The 14,364-nt window shown below is 58.2% G+C and carries 14 protein-coding genes and 1 pseudogene; 11 read left to right on the forward strand and 4 right to left on the reverse strand.

What is annotated here, in order from left to right:
- Window positions 1-226 precede the first annotated feature (226 nt).
- Window positions 227-1,393 (reverse strand): PLP-dependent aminotransferase family protein, encoded by a 1,167-nt coding sequence (locus FHW68_RS24085; protein WP_183683457.1) that lies wholly within the window; start codon window positions 1,391-1,393, stop codon window positions 227-229.
- An 82-nt stretch (window positions 1,394-1,475) separates the two neighbouring features.
- Here FHW68_RS24085 and FHW68_RS24090 point away from each other — a divergent pair, with 82 nt between their 5' ends.
- The 3 genes from FHW68_RS24090 to FHW68_RS24100 all read left to right on the forward strand — a co-directional run bounded on the left by FHW68_RS24090 (window position 1,476) and on the right by FHW68_RS24100 (window position 4,294).
- Window positions 1,476-1,922 carry a MarR family winged helix-turn-helix transcriptional regulator gene (locus FHW68_RS24090; RefSeq protein WP_063342984.1) on the forward strand — a complete coding sequence of 149 codons (447 nt, stop codon included), beginning with the start codon at window positions 1,476-1,478 and terminating at the stop codon, window positions 1,920-1,922.
- Between the two features lie 317 nt (window positions 1,923-2,239).
- A complete protein-coding gene (locus FHW68_RS24095; protein WP_183683459.1) occupies window positions 2,240-3,589 on the forward strand; it encodes an NCS2 family permease in 1,350 nt (449 codons plus the stop codon).
- 78 nt (window positions 3,590-3,667) lie between these two features.
- Window positions 3,668-4,294 carry a LysE family translocator gene (locus tag FHW68_RS24100; protein WP_095633764.1) on the forward strand — a complete coding sequence of 209 codons (627 nt, stop codon included), beginning with the start codon at window positions 3,668-3,670 and terminating at the stop codon, window positions 4,292-4,294.
- A 225-nt stretch (window positions 4,295-4,519) separates the two neighbouring features.
- Here FHW68_RS24100 and uraH read toward each other — a convergent pair whose 3' ends face one another.
- Window positions 4,520-4,873: a hydroxyisourate hydrolase gene (gene uraH, locus FHW68_RS24105; protein ID WP_095633763.1), complete on the reverse strand. Its 354-nt coding sequence runs from the start codon at window positions 4,871-4,873 to the stop codon at window positions 4,520-4,522.
- Between the two features lie 431 nt (window positions 4,874-5,304).
- Between uraH and puuE the strand changes: the two genes are divergently transcribed.
- The 8 genes and pseudogenes from puuE (at window position 5,305) to FHW68_RS24140 (ending at window position 12,143) form a co-directional block, all read left to right on the forward strand.
- Window positions 5,305-6,231, forward strand: a complete 927-nt coding sequence (gene puuE, locus FHW68_RS24110) for an allantoinase PuuE (protein WP_095633762.1) — start codon at window positions 5,305-5,307, stop codon at window positions 6,229-6,231.
- Window positions 6,228-6,743: a 2-oxo-4-hydroxy-4-carboxy-5-ureidoimidazoline decarboxylase gene (gene uraD, locus FHW68_RS24115; protein ID WP_095633761.1), complete on the forward strand. Its 516-nt coding sequence runs from the start codon at window positions 6,228-6,230 to the stop codon at window positions 6,741-6,743. The genes puuE and uraD overlap by 4 nt, the downstream gene beginning before the upstream one ends.
- 75 nt (window positions 6,744-6,818) lie before the next feature.
- Window positions 6,819-7,814: an allantoicase gene (gene alc / locus FHW68_RS24120; RefSeq protein ID WP_095633760.1), complete on the forward strand. Its 996-nt coding sequence runs from the start codon at window positions 6,819-6,821 to the stop codon at window positions 7,812-7,814.
- Window positions 7,815-7,931: 117 nt separating this feature from the next.
- Entirely contained in the window at window positions 7,932-8,435 is a 504-nt protein-coding gene (locus tag FHW68_RS24125) for an ureidoglycolate lyase (RefSeq protein ID WP_095633759.1), read from the forward strand.
- Window positions 8,436-8,486: 51 nt separating this feature from the next.
- Window positions 8,487-9,791 carry a urate hydroxylase PuuD gene (locus tag FHW68_RS24130; protein WP_183683461.1) on the forward strand — a complete coding sequence of 435 codons (1,305 nt, stop codon included), beginning with the start codon at window positions 8,487-8,489 and terminating at the stop codon, window positions 9,789-9,791.
- 172 nt (window positions 9,792-9,963) lie between these two features.
- Window positions 9,964-10,076 (forward strand): annotated as a pseudogene (locus FHW68_RS27595) (hypothetical protein); the annotation flags it as partial.
- 122 nt (window positions 10,077-10,198) lie between these two features.
- Window positions 10,199-10,984, forward strand: coding sequence for an outer membrane protein OmpK (locus tag FHW68_RS24135; RefSeq protein ID WP_095633756.1), 786 nt, complete (start codon window positions 10,199-10,201; stop codon window positions 10,982-10,984).
- Window positions 10,985-11,357: 373 nt separating this feature from the next.
- Window positions 11,358-12,143 carry an outer membrane protein OmpK gene (locus tag FHW68_RS24140; RefSeq protein WP_183683463.1) on the forward strand — a complete coding sequence of 262 codons (786 nt, stop codon included), beginning with the start codon at window positions 11,358-11,360 and terminating at the stop codon, window positions 12,141-12,143.
- An 87-nt stretch (window positions 12,144-12,230) separates the two neighbouring features.
- Here the strand turns inward: FHW68_RS24140 and FHW68_RS24145 are convergent, their stop codons facing one another.
- Both FHW68_RS24145 and FHW68_RS24150 read right to left on the reverse strand, forming a co-directional pair.
- Window positions 12,231-13,385 (reverse strand): patatin-like phospholipase family protein, encoded by a 1,155-nt coding sequence (locus tag FHW68_RS24145; protein ID WP_095633754.1) that lies wholly within the window; start codon window positions 13,383-13,385, stop codon window positions 12,231-12,233.
- 33 nt (window positions 13,386-13,418) lie between these two features.
- A complete protein-coding gene (locus FHW68_RS24150) occupies window positions 13,419-14,351 on the reverse strand; it encodes a lipid A biosynthesis lauroyl acyltransferase (protein ID WP_095633753.1) in 933 nt (310 codons plus the stop codon).
- Window positions 14,352-14,364 lie beyond the last annotated feature (13 nt).

Genomic DNA, 14,364 nt, shown 5'->3' on the forward strand with positions numbered 1-14,364 from the left:
ACGTTGTTCATGGCAATGATCTCCGATGAGCCCCCGGTGAAAGCTTAGTGGGCGATCACAGGGGGGGAGGCGGGGGTAGCCATTTCATTAGGTTGGCGGTGTGTGCGAATGGCCACCTCGCCTCCGTAGGAGCGAGGCTTGCCCGCGAAGGCGTCAGCACAAGCACTACAAATCCTGAGCAAAAATAAACCGGCCGATTGGCCGGTTTGTTGTTTATACCCTCCTCTCAGGCCGCTTCTGCTGCCTGGGCCTCACGCACCACGGTCGCCAATCGCTTGAGGCCTTCGTCCAGCTTCGCCGGGTCGATGTGGCTGAAGTTCAACCGCAGATGGCCAAGGTTGTTGTCCGGTTCGGGGAAAAACGGTTCGCCCGGCATAAACGCCACATCCGCCGCCAGCGCAGCCTTGAGCAGCGTGCGCGTATCCAGCGGCTGTTTGAGCGTCAGCCAGAAAAACAGCCCGCCCTGCGGCACATTCCACTGCGCCAGACCGGAAAAATGCGCTTCCAATGCTGACTGAAATGCATCCCGACGAGCCCGATAGAAAGCACGCAACTCACTCAAGTGCTGCTGGTATTTTTCGCTGCCGATCCATTGCAGCGTTTGCCACTGCCCGACGCGGTTGGTGTGAAGATCGGCCGATTGCTTGAGCCGCAACAAATGCGGGAACAGGTCCGGGCTGGCAATCAGGTAACCGACTCGCAGGCCCGGCAACAGGGTTTTCGACACGGTGCCGGTGTAGATCCAGCTGGCCTTGCTCAAGCGGCTGACGATTGGCGTGGCGCTGACGCCGTCAAAGGTCAGCTCGCGGTAAGGTTCGTCTTCGATCAGGGTCACGCCAAACTCGTCGAGCAATGCAGCCACCGCATCGCGCTTGGCCTCGCTGTAACGCACCGCCGAGGGGTTCTGAAACGTCGGGATCAGGTAGATGAATGCAGGTTTATGCCTTTCCAGACGGCAGCGCAATTGTGCCAGGTTCGGGCCATCGCCTTTCTGTGGGACGGTGATGCAGTCGGCACCGAACAATTGGAAGATCTGCAATGCTGCCAGGTAAGTCGGCGCTTCAAGCAGGATCTCGGTGCCTTTGTCGATGTAGAGCTTGGCCGCCAGATCGAGGGTTTGCTGGGAACCACTGACCACCAGCACCTGACTTGCCTCACATGGCACACCCAACGCTCGGGCTTGGGCTGCCAGCGCCTCACGCAGCGCCGGCTCGCCTTCACTCATGCCGTATTGCCCCATGGACAGCGGCATGTCCGCCCATTCGACTTTCGGCAGCATGGCTTCGGCCGGCAAGCCGCCGGCAAACGACATCACTTCCGGGCGCTGGGCGGCGGCGAGGATTTCACGGATCAAAGAACTTTTAAGGCGCGAGACACGTTCAGAAAAAGCCATGGGGGTCACCGGTAGCGAGGCCTGAGGAAAATGAGTCAAACTAGTTGACCGAAATTACGACAGACCGAGCGGATACGTCAACATGCTTGACCTTAAAAACCCCAGCACTCAGCAACAAGCCATGGAAGCTTTTTTCTTCGGCTACCAGGCCTTTACCGCCAAAGCCGACGAAATGCTCGAACGTCGCGGTTTGAGCCGGGTGCATCAACGCATCGTATTTTTCATCGCCCGCTACCCTGCCCTCAGCGTCAAGGAGTTGCTGGCGTTGCTGGGCGTGAGCAAGCAGGCGCTGAACATGCCGCTGCGTCAGTTGGTGGAAATGCATCTGGTGAACAGCGTCGCGTCCGAGACGGACAAGCGTAAGCGGTTGCTGGAACTGACCGCAGAAGGTGCGCGGTTCGAACAGTCGTTGCGGCGCGAGCAGGTGAAGTTACTGGAGCGGGTGTTTGCCGAGGCCGGAGAGACGGCGGTGAATGGGTGGTTGGCGGTGAATCTCGCGCTGGGTAAAGCCCAGGTCTTTCCAAGCTGATCGTTCCCACGCGCTGCGTGGGAATGCATCCCGTGACGCTCTGCGTCACATCAACGGCGGACGCAGAGCGTCCATGGCGGCATTCCCACGCAGAGCGGGGGAACGATCGTCCTATAGCCGATATATCCCGATCAACAAACTTTTCGTCTACAAAATCAAAAACATTATTTGCTTTATTTGTATACAAAAGCATAATTCGCCTCGTGCGAGATTTCTGACCAACAAGTCAACAAATTCGCAAGCACCTCAAAGGGTCGCTGCCGCCCTCATGGGTCCGGCCCTGGAAATAACAATAAAACTCTTGAGGAGTACTCGCTGTGGAAAGCCGCAAATCCGAAGCCCCGACGCTGGAACTCTCGCCGCCCATACGCAATGGCTGGCTGGAGCGCATCTTCAAACTCAGCTTGCACGGCACCACGGTGAAGACCGAGCTGATCGCCGGTCTGACAACCTTCATCACCATGGCCTACATCATCTTCGTCAACCCGAACATCATGGCCGATGCCGGTATCGATCACGGGGCGGCGTTCGTCGCCACTTGCATCGCCGCCGCGCTGGGTTGCCTGTTGATGGGGCTGTACGCCAACTGGCCGGTCGGCCTCGCGCCGGGCATGGGCCTGAACGCATTCTTCACTTACACCGTGGTGGGCACCATGGGCTACAACTGGGAAACCGCGCTCGGTGCGGTGTTCGTCTCCGGTGTGTTGTTCATGTTCCTGACCTTTTCCCGGATTCGCGAATGGCTGCTCAACAGCATTCCAGTGAGTTTGCGCTTTGCCATGGGCGCCGGCGTGGGCCTGTTTCTAGGGCTGATCGGCTTGAAAACCGCAGGCATCGTGGTTGACAGCCCGGCCACCCTGATCAAGCTCGGTTCCCTGCGCGAGCCTGGCCCGCTGCTGGCGGCCATCTGCTTCCTGATGATTGCCGTGCTCAGCTACCACAAAGTGTTCGGCGCGATCCTCATCAGCATCATCACCGTGACCCTGGCCGGTTGGGGCCTTGGCCTGGTGCACTACGAGGGCATCATGTCTGCCCCGCCGAGCCTGGCTCCGACATGGATGGCCATGGACGTCGCCGGTGTATTCAATATCAGTATGATCAGCGTGGTGCTGGCCTTCCTCTTTGTGCACATGTTTGATACCGCTGGCACCTTGATGGGCGTCGCCCAACGCGCCGGTCTGGTAAACGCTGACGGCAAGATCGAAAACCTTTCCCGTGCGCTCAAAGCCGACAGTGCTTCCAGTGTATTCGGTGCGGTGGTCGGTGTTCCGCCCGTCACCAGCTACGTGGAAAGTGCCGCCGGTGTCGCCGCGGGCGGTCGGACTGGTCTTACCGCTGTGACCGTAGGTGTGCTATTTATTGCCGCGATGTTTTTCGCACCGCTGGCTGGCATGATCCCCGCTTATGCAACCGCTGGCGCGCTGATTTATGTGGCGATGCTGATGATGGGCGGCATGGCGCACATCGAATGGGACGAAGCCACCGACAGCATTCCGGCGATTGTTACCGCGATCATGATGCCGCTGACCTTCTCGGTCGCCGACGGTATCGCGCTGGGCTTTATCACTTACGTGGTGTTGAAGGCTTTCACCGGTAAGCACAAGGAAATTTCCGTCAGTCTGTGGGTGCTCTGCGCGATCTTCATCGCCAAGTTCATTTTCTTGTAAGCCGTCTACGTTTCAACAACAGTGCTTCAAAACAGCCTCACCCCGTCGGGTGGGGCTTTTGCACATAGGGAGAAAGTGATGAGTCTGGAAACCTGGCTGCTGTTCAGCGGCGCTGCGCTGGTGGTGATCCTGATTCCGGGGCCACTGTCGTTGCTGATGATCAGCAACAGTCTGAATTACGGTTTGCGCCGTTCCTATCCGGCGTTTCTGGGCGGTGTGATTGCGTCGATCTGCCTGCTCAGTGCTTCGGCTTTGGGTCTGGGTGCCTTATTGCTGGCGTCGGAACAGTTGTTCAGCATCCTGAAAATCGTCGGCGCGCTGTACCTGTTCTACCTCGCCTGGCAGAGCTGGCAGCAATCGCGTCAGCCCTCCCATGGCACCGAAGTGCCCCAGGCTGCACCAGTGCCGCGCTTTCGCGCACTGTTCGGGCGCGCGTTCATGCTCGGCGCCAGCAATCCGAAAGACATTTTGTTCTTCGCCGCTTTTCTGCCGCAGTTTCTGAGCGCCGAGCAACCCTTCTTGCCGCAGTTGCTGGTGATGATTGTGACCTGGACGGTGCTGGATCTGCTGTGCAAATTGGCTTATGGGCTGGGGGCTCACGGTGCTGCCCGGTATTTGCGCAGCGGCAAGGGGCAGAGTTGGTTTAACCGGGTGAGTGCGGGGTTGTTCAGTGGTGCGGGTGCCGCGTCGTTGTTGAGCCGCTAGTTGAGCCGCTAAAAGCTGCGCGGGCAAGCCTCGCTCCTACAGGGATTTTGTTGTTCTTGCATGACATGAACGACGCAAATCCTGTAGGAGCGAGGCTTGCCCGCGAAGGGTCCCTCCCATGCACCCCATTTCTCAGAGCAAAAAAAAGCCCGCAGTGTGAGCGGGCGAAAGACCAAAGAAGCTATATGCGCAGTCGCTTCTCGGAGGAGGCAGCGGCTTGGGGGATCAACTGCCTCGGTACGTGGAATAGCTGTACGGCGAAATCAACAACGGCACGTGATAGTGATCCTGTTCCGCAGAGATGCCGAAACGCAGCACCACCACATCCAGAAACGCAGGCTCGGGCAGCTGAACCCCACGGGTGCGGTAGTAATCCCCCGCATGAAACTGAAGCTGATAGACCCCGGACCGATAGTCATCGCCTTGCAGCAGCGGCGCATCGACCCGGCCATCGCTGTTGGTGATCGCAGTGGAGACCAATTCCAGCTGCGAACCTTCAACGCGGTACAACTCGACCTTGATCGAGCTGCCCGGGCAACCGTGTGCAGCGTCCAAAACGTGTGTCGTCAAACGTCCCATTGATTCTGCGCGCCTGCCTGCGTGGAGCAGTCAGACCTCGCGCCTCCCGAAGTCAGTTGAAAAGGAGACCGCACCGTTTCGGAACACGAAAAGCTGCGGCGAGCGACTGATTAAGACATTTTTAATAAAAATTGTACACAATAAAAACGACATTTTTACCGCTACCGCCGTCATCAAGGATTGGCCAGCCAATCTTTCGCCGAACCATAGGATCAGAGATCCCGCTTTCCATTAGCTGACCAATCAGGCAGATTTCTTGCAGGCCCCTTCAAAGTGGACCGTCAGTAAAAAATGCAAAAAATCAGGCTTACAAAGTGAATATAAAGTTGTATACAATCAACCCATCGCTGTGACGCCAGCCTGCCCTCTCATCATCAGGCCGCCACACCCTGACTTTGAATAAGTCGACACGAACAAGAAGGAAGACTGCAGTGAGCGCTGACTACCCACGCGACCTGATCGGTTACGGCAGTAACCCTCCTCACCCACACTGGCCGGGCAATGCCCGCATCGCGCTGTCCTTCGTGCTCAACTACGAAGAAGGTGGCGAGCGCAATATCCTGCACGGCGACAAAGAATCCGAAGCGTTCCTCTCGGAAATGGTCTCGGCGCAGCCGCTGCAAGGCGAGCGCAACATGAGCATGGAGTCTCTTTACGAGTATGGCAGCCGGGCCGGCGTCTGGCGGGTTCTGAAACTGTTCAAGGAATTCGACATCCCGCTGACTATCTTCGCCGTGGCCATGGCCGCCCAGCGCCACCCGGACGTGATCCGCGCCATGGTCGATGCTGGCCATGAAATCTGCAGTCACGGCTACCGCTGGATCGACTACCAGTACATGGATGAAGCGCAGGAACGCGAGCACATGCTCGAAGCGATCCGCATCCTCACCGAAATCACCGGTGAGCGCCCTCTTGGCTGGTACACCGGCCGCACCGGTCCGAACACTCGTCGGCTGGTGATGGAAGAAGGCGGTTTCCTCTACGACTGCGACACCTACGACGACGACCTGCCCTACTGGGAACCGAACAACCCGACCGGCAAGGCGCATCTGGTGATCCCGTACACCCTGGACACCAACGACATGCGCTTCACCCAGGTCCAGGGCTTCAATAAGGGCGACGATTTTTTTGATTACCTGAAAGATGCGTTCGATGTGCTGTATGCCGAAGGCGCCGAAGCACCGAAGATGTTGTCGATCGGCCTGCATTGCCGCCTGATCGGCCGTCCGGCGCGTCTGGCTTCGCTCAAACGCTTTATCGAATACGCTAAAAGTCATGAACAGGTGTGGTTCAGCCGTCGCGTCGACATTGCTCGTCACTGGCATGCAACCCACCCGTATCAAGGGGCCGCGAAATGAGCCGCTTCCAAACCCTGAAACCATCGACCCTGAGCCGCGACGCCTTTGTCGCCGCCTTCGCCGACATTTACGAACATTCGCCATGGGTGGCCGAGAAGGCTTTCGACCTGGGCCAGGATGCGTCGATCGACGAGATCGAAACCCTGCACCAGCGCATGAGCGACATCCTGTTGAGCGCCGATCATGAAAGCCAATTGGCCCTGGTCAACGCTCACCCGGACCTGGCCGGCAAAGCCGCCGTCCAGGGCCAACTGACCGAAGCCAGCACGAATGAACAGGCTGGCGCCGGTATTCACCAATGCTCGAGCGATGAGTTCCAGCGCTTCACCGAGCTGAACGACGCCTACAAAGCCAAGTTCAAGTTTCCCTTCATCATGGCGGTAAAAGGCAGCAACCGGCATCAGATCCTCGCGGCATTCGAAACGCGCATTCACAACTCGGTCGACACCGAATTCAAATGCGCGCTGGCGGAGATCAACAAGATCGCGTTGTTCCGATTACTGACTCTTTAGCGAACAGCCCCTGAGGAAAACCCGAGCGGGCCCTGCGAGCATCCCAAGCCAACTTATTAAAGGCAGACAAGAAGAATGAAAGCTTACGCCGTACCTTTCGAGAAATTCGTCAACCTGGCCGACGCCCGCCTGGGCACTAAAATCATCTCGGTCACCGATGACTGGTTCGCAGACGCCAACCGTCTGTTCCAACCGACACCGGCTGTGTGGAAGGAGGGCGTGTTCGATGACAACGGCAAGTGGATGGACGGCTGGGAGTCGCGCCGCAAGCGCTTCGAAGGCTACGACAGCGCGGTGATCCGTCTTGGCGTACCGGGTTCGATCAAGGGCGTGGACATCGACACTTCATTCTTCACCGGCAATTACCCGCCGTCTGCTTCGCTTGAAGCCTGTTTCCTGACTTCGGGCGAACCGGACGAAAACACTCAGTGGACTGAAGTGCTGTCAGCCGTCGAGCTGCAAGGCAACAGCCATCACTACCACGAAATCAACAACGACCAGGCGTTCAGCCACCTGCGTTTCAACATCTACCCCGATGGCGGCGTGGCCCGTCTGCGTGTTTATGGCGTTCCGTACCGCGACTGGTCCGCTGTGGGCGACAACGAACAAGTCGATCTGGCCGCAGCCCTCAATGGCGGCCGGGCACTGGCCTGCTCCGACGAACATTTCGGCCGCATGAGCAACATCCTCAACCCGGGTCGTGGCATCAACATGGGCGATGGCTGGGAAACTGCACGCCGTCGCACCCCGGGCAATGACTGGGTAATCGTCGCGCTGGGGCATGCCGGCGAGATCGAAAAAGTCATCGTCGATACCCTGCACTTCAAGGGCAACTACCCGGACAGCTGCTCGATCCAGGGCGCATTCGTGAAGGGCGGCACCGATAGCCAGATCGAAACCCAGTCGCTGTTCTGGCGCGAACTGCTGCCAAGCCAGAAGCTGGAAATGCACGCCGAACACACCTTCGCCGAGCAGATCAAGGCGTTGGGCCCGATCACCCACATCCGCCTGAACGTGTTCCCGGACGGTGGCGTGAGCCGCCTGCGGGTATTGGGCAAGGTCGCCAAATAAGCGCTGAACCCAATCGCTAGCAGGCTAGCTCCCACATTTGGATCGCATTCCCCTTTGGGAGCTGGCCTGCCAGCGATAGCAATAGAACCAACAACACAGAATTCGGAAAACAACAGCATGCGCACACTGACGATTGAACCGCTGACCAAAGAAGCCTTCGCCCCTTTCGGTGACGTGATCGAAACCGACGGCAGCGATCACTTCATGATCAACAACGGTTCGACCATGCGCTTTCACAAACTGGCGACGGTGCAAACCGCTATGCCAGAGGACAAAGCGATCATCAGCATTTTCCGCGCCGATGCGCAGGACATGCCGCTGACCGTGAGCATGCTGGAGCGTCATCCGCTGGGCAGCCAGGCTTTCATCCCGCTGCTCGGCAACCCCTTTCTGATCGTGGTCGCGCCACTTGGCGATGAACCTGTATCAGGCTTGGTCCGCGCCTTCGTCACCAACGGCAGGCAGGGCATTAATTACCATCGCGGCGTCTGGCACCACCCGGTGCTGACGATCGAAAAGCGGGATGACTTCCTGGTGGTTGATCGCAGTGGCACAGGCAATAACTGCGATGAGCATTTTTTCAAAGAGGATGAGCGTTTGATCCTCGCCCCCCACCAATAAGAGAAGGTCTGATCACTTGACAATAAAAGTGACAGGCGAGAGGTAAAGACTGTGGAAGCACATCTGTTGGAATGGCTGAACCTGAGCGTGCGCTGGGTTCATATGATTACTGGCGTGGCCTGGATCGGCGCGTCGTTCTATTTCGTCTGGCTGGAAAACAACCTCAACCGGGTCAACCCGAAAAACGGGCTGGCGGGCGATTTGTGGGCGATCCATGGCGGCGGTATCTATCACCTGGAAAAATACAAACTGGCTCCACCGACCATGCCGGACAACCTGCACTGGTTCAAATGGGAAGCCTACTTCACCTGGCTGTCGGGGGTCGCGCTGCTGTGCGTGGTGTTCTACTCCAACCCGACCCTTTACCTGCTCGCTCCGGGCAGCAGCCTGACCGGTCCTGAAGGTGTTCTGCTGGGCATCGGCTCACTGTTCGTCGGCTGGTTTGTCTACTCCTTCCTCTGCGACTCGGCCCTGGGTAAACGCCCTGCCCTGCTCGGTTTCATCCTGTTCGTGCTGATCATCGGCGCTGCCTACGGCTTCAGCAAAGTGTTCAGCGGCCGTGGTGCATACCTGCACGTCGGCGCGATCATCGGCACCATCATGGTCGGCAACGTGTTCCGCATCATCATGCCGGCCCAACGGGCATTGGTGGCGGCGATCGCCGAGAACCGCACGCCCGATCCGGCGCTGCCGGCCAAAGGCTTGCTGCGTTCGCGGCACAACAACTACTTCACCTTGCCGGTGCTGTTCATCATGATCAGCAACCACTTTCCGAGCACTTACGGCAGCCAATACAACTGGCTGATCCTGGCCGGGATCGCGGTGCTGGCGGTGTTGGTGCGTCACTACTTCAACACCCGTCATGACAGCCACAAGTTTGCCTGGACCCTGCCCGCCGCGGCGGTCAGCATGATTTGTCTGGCCTACGTGACCGGCCCGGCGCCGATGTCCAGCGCACCTGAAGTGGCCAAGGCGCCTGGCACCATTGAGTATCAGCCGCTGCCGGAAACCGCCCTGGGCGGTGGCAAGAAACCGGCTGAAGCTGCACCGGCGGCAGCCCCTGAAACTGCACCCGCCCAGGCATCCAATGCCGGTCCTGCCTTCGATAAAGTGCACAACGTGATCCAGGAACGCTGCACAGTCTGCCATTCGGCCAAACCCACCAGCCCGCTGTTCAGTGCGGCACCGGGGGGCGTGATGTTCGATACCCCCGAGCAGATCAAGCTCCAGGCCCCGCGCATCCAGGCCCAGGCTGTTGCCAGCCAGATCATGCCATTGGGCAACATCACCCAGATGACCCAGCAAGAGCGCGACCTGATCGGTGCGTGGATTGTTCAGGGAGCCCAAACCCAATAAGCAACACACCGTTGTAGCGAAGGGGCTTTTGTGACCATACAAAGCCCCCTCGCCACAGGTTCACCTGATACAAAATCACAAGAATAAAAAAGATCCGAGGTGTTGCATGTCCGAGCTATCCGAAGCCCGCATTCCCGACGCACCCGTCATTCAGCGTTTACCCCTCTTGCAACTACCGAAAGCAGCGTTCCCGTGGCGTCGATTCCACCTGCGGTACCGGGCCGCGCAGCGCTAGCGATGTTCGGCATGGTTACCGCCACCGGAATCAAGCTTCTTCACGAAGCCGGCTGCCACGCCCAACCGCACTGACCCGTTAAAAGACACAGCCACTGTGGGAGCGAGCCTGCTCGCCCCCACAGTGGGTGGCTGCCTGCGCCTCAAACAATAAAAACAAAAGGGAGCAACAGATGATTCAGATAAAAACCAGCGTGCTGTTGAGCACCGGCCTGTTGGCCGCGAGCCAGGCTATGGCCAGTGATTTACTGCTGTGGCAAACCAATAGCCTGAGCTACCTGTACGGCAAGAATTTCGTGATCAATCCGTCGATCCAGCAGACGGTGACATTCGAGCACGCCGACAAATGGAAGTACGGCGATAACTTCCTGTTCATCGACAAGATCTTCTACAACGGCGAAGAAGATCGCAATAAAGGCCCCCACGCCTTCTATGGCGAATTCAGCCCACGCCTGTCGTTTGGCAAAATGCTCGACCGTCGCTTCGAACTTGGGCCGATCAAGGACGTATTGCTGGCCATGACGTACGAATACGGCGAAGGCGACAGCGAAGCGTATCTGATCGGCCCGGGGTTCGATCTGGCAGTACCGGGTTTCAACTACTTCACCTTGAATTTCTATCGTCGCCAGACCGAGGGCCCACGCCCTGGCGATGGTGTCTGGCAGATCACTCCCACGTGGTCCTACAGCGTTGCGCTGGGCAATTCGAACCTGTTGATCGATGGCTATCTGGATTGGGTGGTAGACAACGATCGCAATGCACGCGGCACTTACCACGCCAACCTGCACATCAATCCGCAGATCAAATACGACCTGGGCAAGGCTTTGGGCTGGGGCGAGAAATTCGTCTACGTCGGCACCGAATACAGCTATTGGAAAAACAAGTACGGAATCGAAAACAGCGCCAGCTTTGACACTAACCAAAACACCGCCAGCCTGCTGGTAAAGGTGCACTTCTAAGATGGCCCGCAACCGTGCCCCACAGCTGTCACCGGTGCTCTGTTGCGGGGCACTTGAGACCTGGCCAAGGAGTCAGTATTCTCCGCGCCCGCCCGAATCCGCTCTAAAAAAAAGCGCGGATTCAGTTCCTGACCAGAAAGCCAACTTATCCCGGCTCTGGGCAGCACCAAGGCCCCTCGAATTGACGCTCAATCGACTGTTTTCGAACAGCCGAACGGGCGTTTTTTTCTTTTTGGAAGCCTTGGCTCAGCTCTTGCTAACAGCACTAAAGCTGACCGAATGGATTGTTTTTTACAGCGAAGAAAAGGCGCCACACCAGAGCGCCAACCTTAGAAAAATAACGTGGAACCACCTACTTTTTGGGAGCAACCGAATGAAACGTACGTGCACCAGCCTGATGCTCGCGGGATCCTTGCTGGCCGGGGGCCAGGCAATGGCCGGCGACTTGCTGCAATGGCAGAACAACAGCCTGACCTATCTCTACGGCAAGGACTTCCAGGTCAACCCGCGCATTCAGCAAACCGTCACCTTCGAGCACGCCGATGCCTGGAAATACGGGGATAACTTCATATTCGTCGACAAGATTTTCTACAACGGAAAGGAAGACAGCGGCGTCGGCTCGAACACCTATTACGGCGAAATCAGCCCGCGCTTGTCGTTTGGCAAGATCTTCGACCAGAAACTGGCGTTCGGCCCGATCAAAGACGTGCTGTTGGCCATGACGTACGAGTTCGGTGAAGGCGATACCGAGTCCTACCTGATCGGTCCGGGTTTCGACCTGGCGATTCCCGGCTTCGACTACTTCCAGCTGAACTTCTACCAGCGTCACACCGAAGGCAGCCGCGCAGGTGATAACGTCTGGCAGATCACACCGGTCTGGTCCTACACCATTCCCGTGGGCGACTCGAATATCCTGATCGATGGTTTCATGGATTGGGTCGTTGATAACGACCAGAACAGCAAAGGCACCTACCACGCCAACCTGCACTTCAACCCGCAGATCAAATACGACTTGGGCAAAACCCTTAACATCGGCGAGAAGCAGTTGTACGTCGGTGTCGAGTACGACTACTGGTCAGACAAGTACGGAATCAAGGACAGCCAGTACTTCAAGACCGATCAGAGCAACACGAGCTTGCTGGTGAAGTTCCACTTCTGATTTAAAGTCAAAAGATCGCAGGCTTCGCCAGCTCCTACGGACGTGCGCATCCGGGGTAGGAGCTGCCGCAGGCTGCGATCTTTTGCTTTATGACACCCCCAGAAACCGGCACAATTCATGCCGTTTGGCCAACGCATCGCGCCGCCCCAGATCGATCAATTCGCTGCAATACCCCGCCTCGAATAACAGATAACTCAGCACCCCCGCTCCGCTGGTCTTGGTCGCCCCCGGCCCGCGCAAAAACAGACGCAAGGCTGCCGGCAATTCCTGGCGATGCCGCGCCGCGATTTCATCGATCGGCTGACTGGGCGAAATCACCAACACCTCCACCGGTGCAGCGCCCAATGCACGACTCGGCGCGCCGTCGGGCAGCAGATGGCTGAACTGATTCAAGCGCTGCAGCAACTCAATGTCACTTTCCAGGCTGTCAATGAACGTACTGTTGAGCATGTGCCCACCGATTTGCGCCAAGGTCGGCTGCTGACCGGTATAGGCACGTTGCAGCGGCTGTTGCGGGTCGACCCCGCGCGGGTTGCCGCTGACACCTACCACCAGCACGCGGCTGGCTCCCAGGTGCAGGGCCGGGCTGATGGGTGCCGATTGGCGTACGGCACCATCGCCGAAATATTCTTCGCCGATTTTCACCGGCGCAAACAGCAATGGAATCGCCGAACTGGCCAGCAAGTGTTCGACGCTCAATTGCGTCGGCACGCCGATTCGCCGATGGCGCAACCAGGACTCGATGGTGCCGCCCCCCTGATAAAACGTGACGGCCTGACCGGACTCGTAGCCAAACGCCGTGACCGCCACCGCCTTCAATTGCTTTTGCGCAATGGCCTCGGCAATCCCGGGCATGTGCAGTTTGTCGTTGAGCAAACCGCGCAGTGGCGAGCTGTTGAGCAGGGCCACGGGCACCGGAGCGCCAATGCCCATCAGATTGTGACTGATAAAACGGGTGGCTTGATGGATCACCCCCGGCCAGTCGCTGCGCAATACCAGATGGCTGCGAAAACCTTGCCAGAAGGCGGTCAGACGCTGAATCGCGCCGCGAAAGTCCATTGCCCCACTGGCTAGGCTGACCGCGTTGATCGCGCCAGCCGAAGTACCGACGATCACTGGAAACGGATTCGCCGCTCCCACCGGCAGCAGCTCGGCAATCGCCGCCAGCACGCCCACCTGATAAGCCGCCCGAGCCCCGCCGCCGGAAAGTATCAACCCTGTAACCGGTTCAGCAGAACTCATCGCAACACTCCATGGTGCATAAGGATCGGTGACTCAACCGCGCTTGGCGTACAACTTCGGTTCGCCCGGTGGACGGCTCTTGAAGCGGCGATGTGCCCAGAGGTATTGCTCCGGGCATTCGCGCAACGTGCTTTCGACCCATTGATTGATCCGAATGCAGTCAGCCTCTTCCGTCTCGCCGGGAAAGCCCTCCAGCGGCGCATGAATCACCAACCGATAACCACTGCCGTCCGCCAGGCGTTGTTGAGTGAACGGCACGACCAGTGCCTTGCCCAGTCGCGCAAACTTGCTGGTGGCGGTGACGGTCGCCGCCTGAATCCCGAACAACGGCACGAAGATACTTTGCTTGGCGCCGTAATCCTGATCCGGCGCGTACCAGATCGCCCGGCCTGAGCGCAGCAGTTTGAGCATGCCACGCACATCGTCCCGCTCCACTGCCAGCGAGTCGAGATTGTGCCGCTCCCGGCCACGACGCTGGATGTAGTCGAACAGCGGATTCTTGTGTTCGCGGTACATGCCATCGATGGTGTGTTGCTGACCGAGCAGCGCCGCGCCGATTTCCAGCGTAGTGAAATGCACGGCCATCAGAATCACGCCCTTGTCCTGCGCCTGGGCCTTCTTCAAATGCTCCAGGCCTTCGATATGGGCCAATTTCGCCAGACGCTTGCGAGACCACCACCAGCTCATGGCCATTTCGAAGAAAGCGATACCGGTGGAGGCAAAGTTTTCCTTGAGCAAACGCTTGCGCTCGGCAGCGGACTTTTCAGGGAAACACAGTTCAAGATTGCGCTTGGCAATGCGCCGTCGGTCGCCCGCCACTCGGTACATCAATGCACCCAGGGCGCGACCGACCGACAGCAATGCCGGATATGGCAACTGCACAATCAGCCACAACAGCCCCAAGCCACCCCATAGCGGCCAGAAACGTGGAGAAAGAAATGCTGTTCGAAAACGCGGGCGATCCATTAAAGGTTCCGTC

Origin of the sequence: Pseudomonas sp. Tn43 (assembly GCF_014192635.1) — a bacterium.
GTDB lineage: Bacteria > Pseudomonadota > Gammaproteobacteria > Pseudomonadales > Pseudomonadaceae > Aquipseudomonas.